General features: G+C 64.6%; 15 protein-coding genes and 3 tRNA genes. 3 read left to right on the plus strand and 15 right to left on the minus strand.

The features are described 5' to 3' along the window. Positions 1-88 precede the first annotated feature (88 nt). From AC5RTT_RS04880 to AC5RTT_RS04895, 4 genes are read right to left on the minus strand one after another with little or no spacing between them, the layout of a single operon-like run. The gene (locus AC5RTT_RS04880; RefSeq protein ID WP_494010907.1) at positions 89-337 is read right to left on the minus strand and encodes a hypothetical protein; all 249 of its coding nucleotides are present in this window, start codon (positions 335-337) and stop codon (positions 89-91) included. After that, positions 334-1,230 (minus strand): carbohydrate ABC transporter permease, encoded by an 897-nt coding sequence (locus tag AC5RTT_RS04885; protein ID WP_494144248.1) that lies wholly within the window; start codon positions 1,228-1,230, stop codon positions 334-336. The genes AC5RTT_RS04880 and AC5RTT_RS04885 overlap by 4 nt, the downstream gene beginning before the upstream one ends. Further along, complete coding sequence (locus AC5RTT_RS04890; RefSeq protein WP_494144249.1) at positions 1,227-2,264, minus strand: carbohydrate ABC transporter permease; 1,038 nt, start codon at positions 2,262-2,264, stop codon at positions 1,227-1,229. The genes AC5RTT_RS04885 and AC5RTT_RS04890 overlap by 4 nt, the downstream gene beginning before the upstream one ends. Positions 2,265-2,270: 6 nt before the next feature. Continuing rightward, a complete protein-coding gene (locus AC5RTT_RS04895) occupies positions 2,271-3,566 on the minus strand; it encodes an ABC transporter substrate-binding protein (RefSeq protein ID WP_494144250.1) in 1,296 nt (431 codons plus the stop codon). Between the two features lie 140 nt (positions 3,567-3,706). Here AC5RTT_RS04895 and AC5RTT_RS04900 point away from each other — a divergent pair, with 140 nt between their 5' ends. Beyond that, positions 3,707-5,497: a glycoside hydrolase family 13 protein gene (locus tag AC5RTT_RS04900; protein ID WP_494144251.1), complete on the plus strand. Its 1,791-nt coding sequence runs from the start codon at positions 3,707-3,709 to the stop codon at positions 5,495-5,497. Positions 5,498-5,502: 5 nt separating this feature from the next. Here the strand turns inward: AC5RTT_RS04900 and AC5RTT_RS04905 are convergent, their stop codons facing one another. From AC5RTT_RS04905 to AC5RTT_RS04950, 10 genes are all read right to left on the minus strand, one after another. Next, complete coding sequence (locus AC5RTT_RS04905) at positions 5,503-6,114, minus strand: hypothetical protein (protein ID WP_494144252.1); 612 nt, start codon at positions 6,112-6,114, stop codon at positions 5,503-5,505. Then, positions 6,111-6,767: a hypothetical protein gene (locus AC5RTT_RS04910; protein WP_494144253.1), complete on the minus strand. Its 657-nt coding sequence runs from the start codon at positions 6,765-6,767 to the stop codon at positions 6,111-6,113. Before AC5RTT_RS04910 ends, AC5RTT_RS04905 begins: the two co-directional genes overlap by 4 nt. Next, positions 6,764-7,144: a hypothetical protein gene (locus AC5RTT_RS04915; RefSeq protein WP_494144254.1), complete on the minus strand. Its 381-nt coding sequence runs from the start codon at positions 7,142-7,144 to the stop codon at positions 6,764-6,766. Before AC5RTT_RS04915 ends, AC5RTT_RS04910 begins: the two co-directional genes overlap by 4 nt. Beyond that, positions 7,141-7,332: a hypothetical protein gene (locus AC5RTT_RS04920; protein ID WP_494010915.1), complete on the minus strand. Its 192-nt coding sequence runs from the start codon at positions 7,330-7,332 to the stop codon at positions 7,141-7,143. The genes AC5RTT_RS04915 and AC5RTT_RS04920 overlap by 4 nt, the downstream gene beginning before the upstream one ends. Beyond that, positions 7,329-7,790: an Asp23/Gls24 family envelope stress response protein gene (locus AC5RTT_RS04925; RefSeq protein ID WP_494144255.1), complete on the minus strand. Its 462-nt coding sequence runs from the start codon at positions 7,788-7,790 to the stop codon at positions 7,329-7,331. The genes AC5RTT_RS04920 and AC5RTT_RS04925 overlap by 4 nt, the downstream gene beginning before the upstream one ends. 160 nt (positions 7,791-7,950) lie before the next feature. Continuing rightward, positions 7,951-9,549, minus strand: coding sequence for a glycoside hydrolase family 68 protein (locus tag AC5RTT_RS04930; RefSeq protein ID WP_494144256.1), 1,599 nt, complete (start codon positions 9,547-9,549; stop codon positions 7,951-7,953). A 463-nt stretch (positions 9,550-10,012) separates the two neighbouring features. Next, positions 10,013-11,863, minus strand: a complete 1,851-nt coding sequence (locus AC5RTT_RS04935) for a BCCT family transporter (protein ID WP_494144257.1) — start codon at positions 11,861-11,863, stop codon at positions 10,013-10,015. Between the two features lie 226 nt (positions 11,864-12,089). Further along, a tRNA-Phe gene (locus AC5RTT_RS04940) sits at positions 12,090-12,165 on the minus strand. Between the two features lie 48 nt (positions 12,166-12,213). Continuing rightward, positions 12,214-12,287: transfer RNA gene (locus AC5RTT_RS04945), tRNA-Asp, on the minus strand. Between the two features lie 91 nt (positions 12,288-12,378). Beyond that, positions 12,379-12,451, minus strand: a tRNA-Glu gene (locus AC5RTT_RS04950). Between the two features lie 164 nt (positions 12,452-12,615). Between AC5RTT_RS04950 and AC5RTT_RS04955 the strand changes: the two genes are divergently transcribed. Next, a complete protein-coding gene (locus AC5RTT_RS04955) occupies positions 12,616-13,659 on the plus strand; it encodes a PHP domain-containing protein (RefSeq protein WP_494144258.1) in 1,044 nt (347 codons plus the stop codon). A gap of 43 nt (positions 13,660-13,702) precedes the next feature. Here AC5RTT_RS04955 and AC5RTT_RS04960 read toward each other — a convergent pair whose 3' ends face one another. Next, on the minus strand, positions 13,703-14,386 hold the full coding sequence (locus AC5RTT_RS04960) for a DsbA family protein (protein ID WP_494144259.1): 684 nt from the start codon (positions 14,384-14,386) through the stop codon (positions 13,703-13,705). Positions 14,387-14,512: 126 nt separating this feature from the next. On the opposite strand from AC5RTT_RS04960, the gene AC5RTT_RS04965 reads away from it, so the two are divergent. Beyond that, the coding region (locus AC5RTT_RS04965) for a DMT family transporter (protein WP_494144260.1) at positions 14,513-15,028 on the plus strand (516 nt) is incomplete at its 3' end.

Here is a 15,028-nt window from a genome sequence, read left to right on the forward strand (position 1 = left end):
CCGCTCGCCCTGCACTCCCCCGAGCCTTCGTATTTTCCCACTCCCCGGCCACGCGGCGTTAAACCGTGACGGACTGGCCTTCGCCCGGCTACCTGCGTTCGGGGAGCTTCCGCCGCAAACGGACCATGCCGTACAGCGCCAGGAGCGTGGCCAGCAGCCCCAGGGCCCAGCCGAGTGCGGGCTGCGCAGTCACTTCCATCCAGACGGTGACCACCAGCAGGACCAGGGCCCAAAAACCAAGGAACCCGATGATGATGTCAAAGTCCTCGCCGGATCGGACGCGCCTGCGGTCGCTTCCCGCCCCCGTGGAGCGGGAGCGGGAAGCATCGCCTGTCACTTGACTGCACCCGCCGTCAGGCCGGCCACAATCTTGCGCTGGAACACAAGCACCAGGATCACCAGCGGAATGGTGACGATGGTGCCCGCAGCCATGATGGCCGTGTATGGAATCTGGTTGGGCTGTGCCCCGGCAAAGCTGGCGATGGCAACCGTCACCGGTTGCGTGGCCTCGTTGGACAGCTGGCTGGCGATCAGGAACTCGTTCCAGGAGGAAATGAACGCCAGGATCGCCGTCGTGAAGATTGCTGGCGCGGCCAGCGGCATGATCACCTTACGGAACGCCTGGCCCTGGGTGCAGCCGTCCACGCGTGCTGACTCTTCCAGTTCCCACGGCATTTCACGGAAGAAGGAGGTCAGGGTGTAGACGGTGAGCGGCAGGACGAAGGAGATGTTCGGGATGATCAGTGCCTGGTAAGTGCCTATCCAACCGATGTTGGTGAACAACTGGAACAGCGGCGTGATGAGGGCAACGCCCGGGAACATGGAGGCACCCAGGATGAATCCCAGCACCAGGAACTTGAACCGGAAATTCAGACGGGCCAGAGCGTACGCCGCGAACACCCCGATAATCAGCGAGATCACGGTCACCGTGACACCGATGATGATGCTGTTCAGGAGTGCTTGACCGAACCTGTTGCCGAACGAGGTATCGAACGCAGTGGCAAAGTTGTCCATGGTCACATGTGTGGGCCACGGCGTGGTGTCGTAGGTGAACCCCACTTCGCGGAAGGCCGTGACCACCATCCAGTAGGCGGGTGCAAGGCACCAGATGAGAATAACGGCGGCACTGACGTACGTCCGTGCGCTGGCCCATTTCTCCCGGGTCTGGGCCATCTTGCGCCCTTTGTCCTGCTCCGCCCGCAATGCCGTGGAGGCAGCCGTGGTTGTCATTTCTTCCCCTTACCGGTGGCCCCGCTTTGCTCCACCACATTGGCACCAAGGAAGCGCACGAAGATGAACGCCACCAGGAAGATGATCAGGAACGTGATGGTGGACAATGCTGCGGCCGAATTGAATCCTTGCCTGATCTGGTTGATCACCAGGATGGACAACGTGGTGGTGTTGTTGGCACCCTGCGTCAGGATGTACGGAAGGTCGAACATGCGGAGCGCGTCAAGGGTGCGGAACAGGATGGCCACCATCAGCGCCGGCTTCACCAAAGGAAGCGTAATCAGCCGGAACCGCTGCCAGGTAGTGGTGCCGTCAACCTTTGCGGCCTCGTAAACATCCGCCGGGATCATCTGGAGACCCGCCAGGATCAGGAGCGCCATGAACGGTGTGGTCTTCCAAGTGTCGGCGATGATCACGGCCCACTTAGCCGGCCACTCACTGCCGGTCCAGAGGATGGAAGCGCTGAACAGCTTGTTGACGATTCCATTGAAGTCGAACATGAACAGCCACAGCTGGGCAGTTACGGCAGTGGGGATGGCCCACGGCACCAGCACAGCTGCACGGACCAGGCTGCGGCCCTTGAAGGACCGCGCCATGATCAGGGCCATCCAGAACCCGAGGATGGTCTCGAAGGCAACTGTGACGACCGTGAAGAAGAAAGTGGTTCCCGTTGCGGTCCAGAACTGGCCGCCTAGAGTTCCTGGCGGGCAGGCAACCGTACCCCCTCCCGGTGCTGCACACTGCTGGCCCAGCCAGTTCACATAGTTCTGGATGCCGGCCGGGCCACCGGCAGTGAAGAGCCCCGTGGCGGGGTCCAGCCCTGCGTCCTTTTGGAAGGACATCACGATGGCACTGATGATGGGGTAAACGATCACTACAGCCAGCGCGACGATGGTGGGTGCCAGCAGCCATGTTGCCCACTTGCCCTGGCTCAAGATCTTGTTGTCTTCTCCGACGCCCTTGGGTCCATGGTGGACCGGGGCGCCGCCCGACGCCGGCTTTGTTGCCGGCGTCGGGCCCAATTCGGTTGCCATGACTGACTACGATCCTGCGCCGGCGGACTCGATGGACTTCTGCATGTCGGACAATGCCTGCTGAGCAGACTTCTCACCCTTCAATGCGGAGTACGCGTTCTCCTGGATTGCCTTAGTCACGGCCGGGTAGAACGGAGTCACCGGTCGCGGTACGGCGTTCTCGATCGAGGTCTTCAGGACGGGCAGGTACGGCAGCTTGGAAACGAGTTCCTCGTCTTCGTAAAGATCGCCAAGGACCGGGGCCAGCGAGCCCTGCGTTGCGAAGAACTTCTGCTGCTCTTCTTCGATCAGGAACTTCACGAAGTCCCGTGCTGTGGCCTTGTTCTTGGAGTAAACGCTGATGGCGGCATTGTGACCGCCGAGGGAAGAGGCACCCGGACCGTCCTTGCCGGGCAGGGCAGCCATGCCCAGCACATCCTTCACCTGGGACGATCCTTCGGTGGTTGCGAGGTTATAGACGTACGGCCAGTTGCGGAGGAACAGCAGCTTGCCTTCCTGGAAGGCGCGGCGGCTTTCCTCTTCCTGGTAGGTGATGGCTTCGGCCGGAATGTTGCCGTTCTTGAAGGCCTCCACCAGGTTGTTCAGGCCTTGCTCGGCGTCCGGCGTGGTAAGGCTGGGCTTGCCGTCGTCATCCAACACGCTACCGCCGGCAGAGTTGATGGCTTCGGAAGCGTTGACCGTCAAGCCTTCATACTGCTTGAACTGGCCTGCGTAGCACCCGATGTTGTTCTCCTTGGCGATGGAGCACATCCCCATCATTTCGTCCCAGGTCTTGGGAGCCTCAGGGACAAGGTCCTTGCGGTAGTAGAGGATGCCGCCGTCAGAGGATACGGGGGCCGTGTAGAGCTTGTCCTTGTAGGAGCCGGCTTCGATGGTGGGCTCGAGCATGCCGTCGGTCTCGATGGCCATGTCGCCTTCGAGCGGCTGCAGCCAGCCGCGGGCAGCGAATTCCGCAGTCCAGACAACGTCCACGCTGACGACGTCGTAATTTTCGTTCTTGGCCTGGAAGTTCTGGACCAGGTCGTCGTGCTGCTGGTCTGCCTGGTCTGTCTGCTCCTTGAACGTAACCTGTTCGTCAGGATGCGCAGCATTCCACTTCTCCAGCAGCGGGCGCACAACGTTGCTGTTGTCCTTGCCCTGCACGTAAGTGATGGGACCGCGGCCTTCGAGGTTGGCTTCGGCGTCGCCACCGCCGCCGCCGCCGCCACCCGTGGTTCCGCCGCCACCGCCCGCACACGCGGACAGGGTCAGGGCCAGGATGCCGGCCGTGGCAGCCGGAAGAAGGAATCTAGGGGTTTTCATTAGCTTGAAGCTCCTCGCTGAGTGACAAGTAAGTCGACGGTGCGCTTGCTAGGTGAGGTTGATGTGGTGACTGTCACACTAGTAAGGTTGCTGCGTGCAATGCAAGCGTTTACATCAAAAAGTTATCTGAGGGGAACCAAATGTCCAACCTGGCCGTTCCCGCTTCCGGTCACACCCAGCCGGAATGGTGGGCAGACGCCGTCGTCTACCAGATCTACCCGCGTTCCTTCGCAGATGGAAACGGGGACGGCATGGGTGACCTGCGCGGTGTGATTGAACACCTGCCGTATCTCGAGAAGCTGGGAGTGGACGCCATCTGGCTGTCCCCCTTCTATAAGTCGCCGCAGGCCGACGGCGGGTACGACGTGGCGGACTACCGGCAGGTGGACCCGTTGTTCGGGTCCCTCGACGACTTCGATGCAATGTTGCAGGATGCCCACAGCCGGGGCCTGAAGGTCATCGTGGACCTGGTTCCCAACCACACCTCCGATGAGCACGCATGGTTCCAGGAGGCCCTCAAGGCGGCGCCCGGCTCCCCTGAGCGGGACCGCTACATCTTCCGCCCCGGCAAGGACAGCGTGCCGGAGTCCGGGGACGGCAACCAGGCACCCAACAACTGGAAGTCGATCTTCGGTGGTCCGGCGTGGAGCCGCGTGACCGGGCCGGACGGTTCACCCGGCGAATGGTATCTCCACCTGTTCGATACCCGGCAGCCCGACCTCAACTGGGAGAACCCCGAGGTCCACGAGGAGATGCGGTCCGTCCTCCGGTTTTGGCTGGACCGCGGCGTGGACGGTTTCAGGGTGGACGTTGCGCACGGCATGGTCAAGGAAAAGGGCCTTCCCGACTGGGACGGCGCGGCGGCCATGGTGGAAGGAACGCACAGCCTGACGCTGCCGCCTGGTGATGCACCGGGGGCACACACCGACGTCGAGGAGCCGCACCGTGCCGTTTCCCCGGTCTACCCGCCGTCGCCCTTCTTCGACCAGGAGGGCGTGCACGACATTTACCGTGACTGGCGCCGGGTGCTGGCGGAGTACGGCAGCGACCGGATGATGGTGGCCGAAGCATGGGTGGAACCGGCGGAACGGCTGGCCCGCTACGTGCGGCCGGATGAGATGCAGCAGGCTTTCAATTTCGATTTCCTTCTGGCGGGCTGGGATGCCGAGCGCATGGCGGCCGCAATCGAGGCGTCCCTGGCGGCCGCCGCCTCAGTGGGGGCGCCGTGCACCTGGGTGCTGAGCAACCATGACACCGTCCGACACCCCACCCGGTTCGGGCTTCCCGACCCCACTACCTTTCCCAAGGGCCTGGCCGCGGATGATGAGCAGCCGGACTCCGCCCTGGGACTGGCCCGCGCCCGGGCCGCAACGCTGCTTTCCCTGGCGCTGCCCGGTTCCGCCTACCTGTACCAGGGCGAGGAACTGGGGCTGCCGGAACACACCACGCTTCCGGCCGGTGCCAGGCAGGACCCCACATTTTTCCGGACGAACGGTGCTGAGATTGGCCGGGACGGCTGCCGGGTGCCGCTGCCCTGGGCCGCCGACCTGCCCGGTTACGGCTTCTCGTCCGGGCACAGCCAGGCACGGCCATGGCTTCCGCAGCCGGAGAGTTTCGGCCCCCTCGCGGCTGACCAGCAGGAGGGAGAGGAGGGCTCGACCCTGGAGTTCTACAAGGCTGCCCTTGCCTTCCGCTCCGGGCGCAGGCTGGGCCTGGGCACCCTGGAGTGGGATGATATCCACGCTCCGGACGCCGGGCTGCTGGCGTTCCGCAACGGCGATGTCCTGGTCCTCGCAAACATGGGGTTTGCATCCGCTCCCATCCCGGCGGGATACCGGGTGGCGCTGGCCAGCGGACCTGTTCCCGCCGAAGAGCTGGCTGCTGCGCGGGAGGTTCCGGTCGACTGCGCTGTCTACCTGGAGCGGGAGTAGGGTGATCAGCGGACGCGCTCGGCACGGCCGAAGCGCGTCCGTGCCCCCGCCCCGATATGGACGAGGACCGGTGTTTCCTTGCCGACAACCGTTTCGAGCGCGGCGAGCAGGCCGGTGACCTCGGCTGCCAGCAGGTGCGGCGCCACGCCCTGGCGCGGCAGCAGCCGGACTTTCAACGCGGGTGAGCCCTTGACGTCATAGGTTGTTACCGTGGAACCGGCGAGGTCCGGCCGCCCCGCGAGCGCATGCTTGAGGGCCTGTTCCGCCACTCCCCCGCCGATGCGGACGTCACCGGGAACATCGCCCGGATCGTATTCGGCGGCCAACAGGCTGGACCGGCCCTTGCCCTGCTGGGCAATCCAGGCCACCATCAGCCCGATCATCAGCAGCAGCACCAGGGCCACCACAATCCAGAGCCAGCTTTCGGTGCGCCCCGGGAACCTGGTGGCGTTGAAGACCTGGTTGATCCCGGCCCAGATCCCCGGGGACCAGGACTGCCACCAGGCGGTCACGGGCGGGACGGTTGCCAGCAGCATCAGCAGGACGCCGACGGCAAGGAGTACCAGCCCCAGGACTGTGAGGAGTATCCGGTTGAGGAGGCTTGGCGTGCTGTTCATGCCCCAATCACTCCCGTCGGCGTTACATGGACCCGGACTTCGGGCGACGGCTCCAGCCCCATCTGGCCCAGTTCCTCCTGGACGGCGGCGAGGACTGTCCCGTCGTCCACCGGCACGCCGGACGTGGGCCTGACATTCACCAGGACCTGGCGCTGCGAAACAACCACCATCACCTGCTCCGGCGTCACGTTTGCCGCCAGCCGGGCACGGCGGGCAAGTGATGAGGCGATGACTTCATCGTCAACCACGACGACGGGGCCTCCGGAAGCCTGTCCGGCACGCGAGAGGAGGTGCCGCGCCCGCCGCCCCGGGAGTATCCCGTTAAGCAGGAAGATAAGGCCGGCCATCGCAAGGACCGCGCCGACGGCGCCGAGCAGCAGCGGTGAAATCCCGGCGGGAAGCTCCACAATGCGTTGCGCAGCCACCTGGGGCTCCATAAGCCAGGCAGGCTGGCCGATGGCGTGCACCGCTGCTTCCAGGAGTCCGTAGGCCGCCAGCACAATGACCAGCACGGCAGCGACGATGGCGACCGCGGCGCGCGTGGAGTGCGTTTCGCGGTAGGCCACGCGGCGCATGTCCACACCCCGCCCCTCGTCGCGGCGGCCCTCCTCACCCCGGGACCGCCTGGCCGCGGGTTCCACCCTGCTGCTCACCGGACCCGGCCTCCTTCACTGATCCTTGCGCCGCTGATGCGGATGTCCACCCTGCTCAACCTGGCACCGCTGAGCTCCGTAACGGTCTCCAGGATGCGGGTTTTGGCCTGGACCGTCCGGTCCCAGATGGAACCACCGAACCTCTCCACCCGCGCCGGGTCCAGGACGACTGTTTTTAGAGGCGGGATGCTGATGGGCGTGACAAGGGACAAAGCCAGCAGGCCGTCGTCGTCCGTCCAGTCTGCCCGGACGTCCTGGGCGTCAACGTCAAACGCCGCTGCAGCCGCCGCCTTGGCGAGGCTCGTCAGCGCCTGCGTGCTGATGCGGTTGTGGCCACTGAGCACCTGTCCCCGCATTGCCGGGGCGGGCGTGCTCATGATGATGAGCGCCGGCCGATGATGGCATCGAGGACGCCGCGGAGGTCCAGCTTCCCCTCGGCGGCGCGGCCCAGGAGTGCCCCGATGGCCATGAAGAGCAGGGATACCAGGAACCCCCATAGCCCGAACTGGAGGGACATGAAGGCCACGAAGGCGCCCATGGCGGCACCTGCCAGTGTCAGGCTCACAGCAATGCCTCCCTTTCAGGGGTTCCGGTGACCGGCTTAACGGGAGGCGGTACGTAGACATCGGTGACCTCGACGTTCACCTCGATGACCTGGAGCCCCACCAGTTCCTCCACCGCCCGGTAGACGGCGGCGCGCACCTGGTTGGCGAGGGCATGCAGCGGCGTGCCGTAACTCGCCACGAGGCTGATATCCACTGCAACCTGGGTTTCTCCCACCTCGGCACGGACCCCGGCTGCATGGTCGGAGCTGCTGCCTACGGCGTCCCGGATGGCCCCCAGGGCGCGGGACGGGACCGAGCCCAGGGAGTAGACGCCGGGAACAGCGCGGGCGGCGATCCCTGCCACCTTGGCCACGGCGGTTTCCGAAATCACGGTCCGTCCCAAGCCGGGCGCCGGGACAGGAACCGGCGCGGCGCCGCTGCGGATGCCCGGCTCGGGTTGTGGGTTCTGGTATTCCATCAGGCACTCCCCCTTCTGTTGATCCAACCCTATCCCTAGCCTGCGGTGCTGCGCTGTTAACTGAGGGACAGTAGTTAAAGGACCCAGGCGGGGATGCCCCCAAGAGCAACCCCGCCTGGGCGGTGCCGCTGAAGCAGCGGCGGTGCGGCTGTGACGCGGCCTACTTGTAGTGGCCCTGGCCGCCCACCTTGACGTTGGTGGGCAAGTAGCCGAACGGGCCGAGGCCGTTCTGGCCGAAGCTGCGGTCAACCTGCGTGACGCCGTTCTTGAAGTTGATCTTCACGGTCGGGGACAGGGAGCCGCCGCGGACACCGTTGACGTTGTCGATGAACGACTGGACCAGTCCGTTGGGCTGAACATAGTGCGAGTAGGCCTGGAACTGGCGGCCGTTCTGCTGGCCGGAGATGGTGCCGCTCGGGTTGTTGGCAGGCAGGTTGAGGTCGGTGGGCGAACCGAGGGCCAGGCCGGAGTTGTTGACCGGCTGGTAGTCGGAGCGCACGCCGTCGCCCACGAAGCCGTAGACGCCGTCGGGGCCGCGCATGCCTGCTGCGTACGTGAACTGGTGGCTGATCGTGTACAGGTAGTACTTGTTCTTGCCGTCCTCGTTCTGGATGAAGATCTGGGGACGTTCCGTCTGGTCGTTGACGCAGTTTGCGGAGAGGATCGGCGGCAGGAAGGACCACTTGGTGAGATCCTTGTTGTCCGCCACGGCGAGGCCCACGTTGCCGGTCTGGTAGTAGGCGCCGCTGCTGTTCACCTCGTCGAGGGATTCTGCGTTGGCATCGCCCTCACGGTAGCCGAGGTCTTCCTCGGTGCACTGGTACTCGCCGCGGTTGCCGCCAGTGTTGCCTTCGAAAACCATGAAGGTCTTGCCGGGGTGCGCCGGGTCGGCGAAGGTGAACGGGTCGCGGAAGGCGAAGCCCGGGTTCTGTTCCTTGGTCTGGTACATCTTGCCGTCCGGCTCCAGCAGCTTGGTGTGCTCGAAGCCGTCGAACCAGACGCGTTCCTCGTTGGCGTGGATGTTGCCGAGGGCCTTGGCGATGGCCGCGTCCGGGGCAATGCCGCCGCCGCCCGTGTTCCGCTCGGCCACGTCGTGGAAGGTGGTGGCCGTGTAGAACACGTTCACGTGGTTGCCCTGCATGAGGCGGGTGGAGCCGGACCATTCCGTGTTGCCGATGGACGAACCATCCACGAAGAGGTGTCCGCCGTAGTTCCACTTGTCCTTGGCCGGGTCCGCGTTGGTCTTGCGGAAGAAGAAGCCGATGCGGGCGTTCCAGTGGCGCTGGTCGAAGTTGTAACCCGCGTGGCGGTCGGCGACGAGCGAGAAGATGACGTCGTAGCCCTTGTAGCTGATCTGGTTGGCGTGCTCGTCCGTCAGGGACCAGGTGTCCCAGACCCAGACGTCCTCATTCATGGTGGGGAAATCCTCGGGGATTTCCGGCATGGTGACGTCCGGGCTCATGGAGTTCTGGCCGGGAGCCACCGTGGTGTCGCTCTGCGCCATGATCTGGCTGGCATCGGCGCGGGTCCACTTGGAGGTGAAGTCCGCCGCCGGATCGTGGGCCTGCTGGGTGTGTTCCGTGGGGAGAGGGAAGCCCGGGGTGGGTGCCGGCATCTGCTCGGCGGCCGGCGGATCGGCAGGCTCGTTGGCTTGCGCCGACGGGACGGCAAGGAAGGTCGAGGCAGCCACGGCTGTTGCCAGTGCTGCGGCGGCGGACCGCCACCGCAGCATCCGAGGTGCTTGGGGGTGCTTGTGCATTTTTGCTCTTCTCGCGGAGTTGAAACTGTTCGTGGAAGACGGGCGGATGCCCTGGTCCCCCGCACTCCGGCGAGCCCCGACAACTTGGCAGGCGTCATCGAGGACGCCGTCGTGTCGAGGGGCGGGACGTGGGTGGTGTCCCAGATGCGGCCCGTGGTGATACCGGGGATATCCGGGCCGGTCTCCACGCTAGGCAGGCCTTTCACGGCATTTCAAACCGTGTTTCGCGGCGTCGAAAACCGAGTTCCACCCGGTTGTGCAAGCGCTTACACTTTTCACTGCGCGCGCGTGACATATCGCTTTTAAGCCGTCAAATGTTACAGATGACGGACGATTTATTTCGGGCTGGACCTGCACTGGCCGAATATTCGTGAGCGCAGCCACACTCCGACTAGTGCGAACCCTGACAAGGGGAGCCTGGCCGGACACGGTCTCGCGGAACGGCCAGGCCAGGGAGCCGGGGCTATGTCTTGGGAGTTCCCGGTGCCTTTACTTGCGGAACCTCGCCGGTAGCCAAACGCTCGGTCAACTGCGCCTGGACGGCCTCGCTGACCTGGTCCGCCAGGTGCTCCTGGTAATGCTCGTGCACGGATTCCTGAATCTGTTCAGCAACGTGCTCCTGGTAATGCTCCTGTACGGAATCGTGCATGGAATCCTGGACCTGCTCGGTGACGTGGGCGGTCATCTGGTCCCGGGCCAACTTGCGTTGTGCGCGGATCAGGGTCTGATGTTCCCGGTGGAAGGCCTTGGCCGTGGAAATGCTCATCAGGATGATCACCACGCTGAAGGGCACGGCGGTGAGGATGGCCGCGGTTTGGATCGCCTGCAGGCCATTGGCCAGGAGCAGGGTAATGGCAACGGCAGCGGCCGACAGCGCCCAGAAGACGCGCAGCCAGTTCTTCGGTTCCACGTCTCCGCCGGTTGAGATCATGCCCATGACAAGGGCGCCGGAATCCGCCGATGTAATGAAGAAAATGGCGATCAGGAGAATTGCGCCCAGGGTGAGGACAACCCCGCCGGGAAGGCTTCCCAGCAGGTTGAACAGCGCACCCTCGGTGTCCACGCTGCCGTCGTCGCCGATAAGGCCTCCGGCACCGAACAGCTCCCGGTGGATGGCGGCACCGCCAAGGACGGAGAACCACAGGAAGCCCAGGGCGGTGGGTACCAGGAGGACGCCTGCGACGAACTGCCGGACGGTGCGGCCTTTGGAAATGCGGGCGATGAAGATGCCCACGAACGGCGCCCACGAAATCCACCAGCCCCAGTAAAAGGTGGTCCAGGCGGCCTGCCAAGCCTCACCCTCTGCGCCGGAGAAAGCCAAAGTATTGAAAGTTAGGCCGACGACGTTCTGGAAGTAGTGCCCGATTGACTGCACGAACTCACGCAGCAGGAAAAGCGTGGGGCCGGTAAACAGCACCACCAGCATCAGCAGCCCAGCCAGGACCAGGTTGATGTTGGAGAGCCATTTCATGCCCCTGCCCACGCCCGACACGACAGAAATGATGGTCAGGGTAATGATGCAGAGGATCAACCCGATCTGCGTCATGGTGGTGGCCTGGAGGATGTTTGCCTGTTCAAGGCCTGCCGAGATCTGCAGGACGCCCAGGCCGAGCGACGTGGCGACGCCGAACAGCGTCCCCACCAGGGCCACGATGTCGATCAGGTTGCCCCACGCGCCGGCGACGCGCCTGCGGCCCAGGAGCGTCTCAAGCGTCCACCGGATGGAGATGGGGCGGTTCCTGCGGTGTACGGCGTAGGCGATGGATACGCCCACCACAACGTAGATGGCCCAGGCATGAAGGCCCCAGTGAAGGTAGGTTTGCGTCATGGCCTGCTGGGCGAGCTCCAGCGGGGAGCCTTCAACACCGGGCCTGGGAGCGGCAAAATGATTCAGGGGCTCCGCCACACCGAAGAAGACAAGGCCAATGCCCATGCCCGCCGCGAAGAGCAGCGCGAACCAGGACATCACGGAGAACTCCGGCTCGTCGTCATCGTGGCCCAGCTTGATATCGCCGTAGCGGCTGAGGCCGATCCACAGGGAAAACACAACGAAAAGCGCAACGGCTGCCACATAGTACCAGCCAAACCATCTGATGACGTTGCCCTGGACGGATGTGAAGAGATCGGTGGCGGCCGCCGGAAAGATCGTGGCAAACAGGACAAATATGACGATGACGGCGGCTGCCGGCCAGAAGACCCACCGCGCCAGTTTCGAGCCGCCGGCACGGGGTTGATGCCCCGCCTCCTCCTTCACGGCCGGCGGTGTTTCCCCGGGTGGTTGGCTGATGGTCCTGGTGCCAGGTGAGGCGGACATTCCCTGTTTCTCCTTATGCGCTGTATGGCGCTCAGACTAGTGTTCTCTTGTGCTGGCGCCGCGTGTCCGCGGCGGTGCATTACGGCATCAAAAGAGGCTCAGGGCCGGAGAACCGCTGGCCCCAGGGGTATTGATGCCGGGATCGAGACGTGCCTGGTGCGGGCCTTACAACTGTAGGCCCGGAAAATAAGAAAAGCACCAGTTCCGAAGAACTGATGCTTCCCAGTGGTGGCTCCGACCGGCGTCGATCCGGTGACCTTTCGATTTTCAGTCGAACGCTCTACCAACTGAGCTACAGAGCCTAGGTGACTAGTCACCATGAGAGCCGGAATTGCTTCCAACAATCAGAGCGACCCTGACGGGACTTGAACCCGCGACCTCCGCCGTGACAGGGCGGCGCGCTAACCAACTGCGCTACAGGGCCTTGCGTTTCTTGCTTTTGCAGTATCTCTACCGCTTTTTTCAAGGCTTCCAGCCTACCAGACTTTTTTAGCCTGCTTGACCAGTTCCTTGCGTACCCCCAACGGGATTCGAACCCGTGCCGCCGCCGTGAAAGGGCGGTGTCCTAGGCCGCTAGACGATGGGGGCCAGAACCCGTTCGGAGCAAAATAAAAGGCGTAAAGCGAGGCTTTCCGTCTTTGTCCTTTGCGTTCTCCGAACTGGACTCTAAAACTATAGGGCCTAGTTCCTGATAATCCAAAATCGGCCAAAAACCCCGTGCCTGAACAGGGAGAACAGGTGAAGATGGACTGATGGATGCCGTCGCAGCGCTCAACGAAATTGCCTTCTGGCTGGAGCGCGGACGCGCGGCCACCTTCAAGGTCCAGGCCTTCCGGAAAGCAGCCGCGGCCATCAGCCCGCTGCCGGCTGCAGAAGTGGCCGAGCGGACCAGGACCGGCCGGCTGAAATCCATGAAGGGCATCGGCGACCGGACCTACCAGGTCATCCAGCAGGCGGTGGCGGGCGGTGTCCCCGACTATTTGGCCGACCTGCGGGAAAAGGGCGCCCAGCCGCTGGCCTCCGGCGGCGGTGAACTTCGCAGCGCCCTCCGCGGGGACCTGCACAGCCACAGCGACTGGTCCGACGGCGGCTCCCCCATTGAGCTGATGGTGGCGGCCGCCGGGGTGCTCGGGCGGGAGTACCTGGCGCTGACCGACCATTCGCCCAACCTCACCATCGCCAACGGGTTGTCAGCGGAGCGGCTCATCCGGCAACTCGATGTGGTGGCGGCGATCAACGCCGACGGGCAGTCCACGCCCAACGGGCAGCCGGAGGGCAAGGTGCGGTTGCTGACGGGGATAGAGGTGGACATCCTGGAATCCGGCGAGCTGGACCAGGACCCGGAGCTGCTGGACCGCCTGGACATCGTGGTTTCCAGCGTCCACTCAAAGCTGCGCGCAGACCGGAAAACCATGACCCGGCGGATGCTCGGCGGCATCCAGGCCCGGCATACGAACGTGCTTGGCCACTGCACCGGCCGGCTGGTGGAGGGCTCGCGGGGTACCCGCCCGCCGTCGGAGTTCGATGCCGAGGAAGTGTTTGCCGCCTGCGTCGAGAACAATGTGGCAGTGGAAATCAACTCCCGGCCAGAGCGGCAGGATCCGCCTGATCCGCTGATCCAGCTCGCCTTGGAGGCCGGTTGCCTGTTTTCAATCGACAGCGACGCGCATGCGCCCGGCCAGCTCGATTTCCTTCAGTACGGCGCCGAGCGCGCTGCGCGGAACGACGTCCCGCAGGACCGCATCATCACCACATGGCCGGTGGAACGGCTGCTGGAGTGGGCCGCGGCGAAGTAGCCGCGGGGCCCCTGGAGCGGCAGCGCAACAATCCAGTGCGCCGCTATTCGACGGCGTCAGCGAGTTTCTGACGGAAGTCCGCTTTGGTGGAGAGAACCAGCTTTTCGCCGTTCAGGAAGAAGGTTGGGGTGCCGCTGACTCCCAGTGCCTTTCCGTCAGCGATATCCGCCAGGATCCGCTCCTCCGTTTGCTGGTCGGCGACGGCGGCGTCATACAGGGCCAGGTCCAGCCCCAGCTCCTCCGCGTAAGTGCGGAACAGCGGTGCCTGGGACTGCTGGCTGCCGGCCCACTGGGGCTGGGTCTCGAAAAGCCTGTTGGCCATCTGCTGGTACTGGCCCTGCTGCCCGGCAGCCTCGGCAGCGAGGGCGGCCTGGCCCGAGTTCGGGTGCATCGACAGCGGGAAGTGCCGGTGCACGAACGTGATCCGGTCCCCGAACTCCGCCTTGAGCTCCTCCACCACGGGGTGGATGGAACCGCAGGACGGGCACTCGAAGTCGAGGAACTCCACCAGCTGGGCCATCTCAACCGCCGGGGTGGTGAGCCGGTGGCTGTCCGCCCGGACCAGTTGTTCCGCGCCCGCCACAGGGGGCGCCGCCTGCTGCTGCTTTCCAGCTACCGAGAGTGCGAACCAGACGGCCCCGCCAATCACGATGACGGCCAGCACGATCCAAATGATTGTCCTGACGAGGCGTGCCTTATCGCGGGGCGGAGCAGGGTTTGAGACCATAATCCGCATCCTAGCCGAGGGCGGCGGCCGCGCCCGCTCAAGGGCTCTGCAAGATTGGCAGGAAGTTGCCTAGACATGGCCGATTTCCGCCAGCCCCGGGCTGTCCGGTCCCGATACATTGGCTCCATGCCCTCAACCGTCCCCACCCGCAAACACAATTCCGAGTCCCTCCCGGCAGCCTCCCCGGCCAAGGCCCGGGGCGTGGCAGCGATGGCGGTCACGGTGGTGTTCTGGGCCTCGGCCTTCGTGGGCATCCGGGCCATCGGGCCGCACTTCTCCCCCGGATCCCTGACGCTCGGCAGGCTGGCGGTTGCCGCCGTCGTACTGTCCTTCCTGGTGCTGCCGCAACTGCTGAAGAGCCGGAAGCTGCCGCGGGGGCACGAGTGGTGGCCCATCCTGGCCTACGGGGTCATGTGGTTCGGCGGCTATAACGTGGCGCTCAACGCCGCCGAGCATGTCCTTGATGCCGGCACGAGCGCCCTGCTCATCAACGTCAGCCCTATCCTGGTGGCCATCATGGCCGGCCTCTTCCTCAAGGAGGGCTTTCCGCGGTGGCTTTTGCCGGCATCATCTTGCGGGGCACCGCGGCGCGGCCGGCGCAGTTCGGCTGCTTCGGCCTGCACGAATGGGCAATGGTTTACC

The sequence above is a fragment of the Arthrobacter sp. Y3221157 genome (assembly GCF_059089865.1).

What these genes read in the sequence shown, in the direction of transcription:
- AC5RTT_RS04885 (WP_494144248.1), bottom strand. Translation starts at nt 1,230, where the DNA reads ATGACAACCACGGCTGCCTCCACGGCATTGCGGGCGGAGCAGGACAAA.
- AC5RTT_RS04960 (WP_494144259.1), bottom strand. Translation starts at nt 14,386, where the DNA reads ATGGTCTCAAACCCTGCTCCGCCCCGCGATAAGGCACGCCTCGTCAGG.
- AC5RTT_RS04900 (WP_494144251.1), top strand. Translation starts at nt 3,707, where the DNA reads ATGTCCAACCTGGCCGTTCCCGCTTCCGGTCACACCCAGCCGGAATGG.
- AC5RTT_RS04905 (WP_494144252.1), bottom strand. Translation starts at nt 6,114, where the DNA reads ATGAACAGCACGCCAAGCCTCCTCAACCGGATACTCCTCACAGTCCTG.
- AC5RTT_RS04925 (WP_494144255.1), bottom strand. Translation starts at nt 7,790, where the DNA reads ATGGAATACCAGAACCCACAACCCGAGCCGGGCATCCGCAGCGGCGCC.
- AC5RTT_RS04895 (WP_494144250.1), bottom strand. Translation starts at nt 3,566, where the DNA reads ATGAAAACCCCTAGATTCCTTCTTCCGGCTGCCACGGCCGGCATCCTG.
- AC5RTT_RS04930 (WP_494144256.1), bottom strand. Translation starts at nt 9,549, where the DNA reads ATGCACAAGCACCCCCAAGCACCTCGGATGCTGCGGTGGCGGTCCGCC.
- AC5RTT_RS04915 (WP_494144254.1), bottom strand. Translation starts at nt 7,144, where the DNA reads ATGAGCACGCCCGCCCCGGCAATGCGGGGACAGGTGCTCAGTGGCCAC.
- AC5RTT_RS04890 (WP_494144249.1), bottom strand. Translation starts at nt 2,264, where the DNA reads ATGGCAACCGAATTGGGCCCGACGCCGGCAACAAAGCCGGCGTCGGGC.
- AC5RTT_RS04935 (WP_494144257.1), bottom strand. Translation starts at nt 11,863, where the DNA reads ATGTCCGCCTCACCTGGCACCAGGACCATCAGCCAACCACCCGGGGAA.
- AC5RTT_RS04955 (WP_494144258.1), top strand. Translation starts at nt 12,616, where the DNA reads ATGGATGCCGTCGCAGCGCTCAACGAAATTGCCTTCTGGCTGGAGCGC.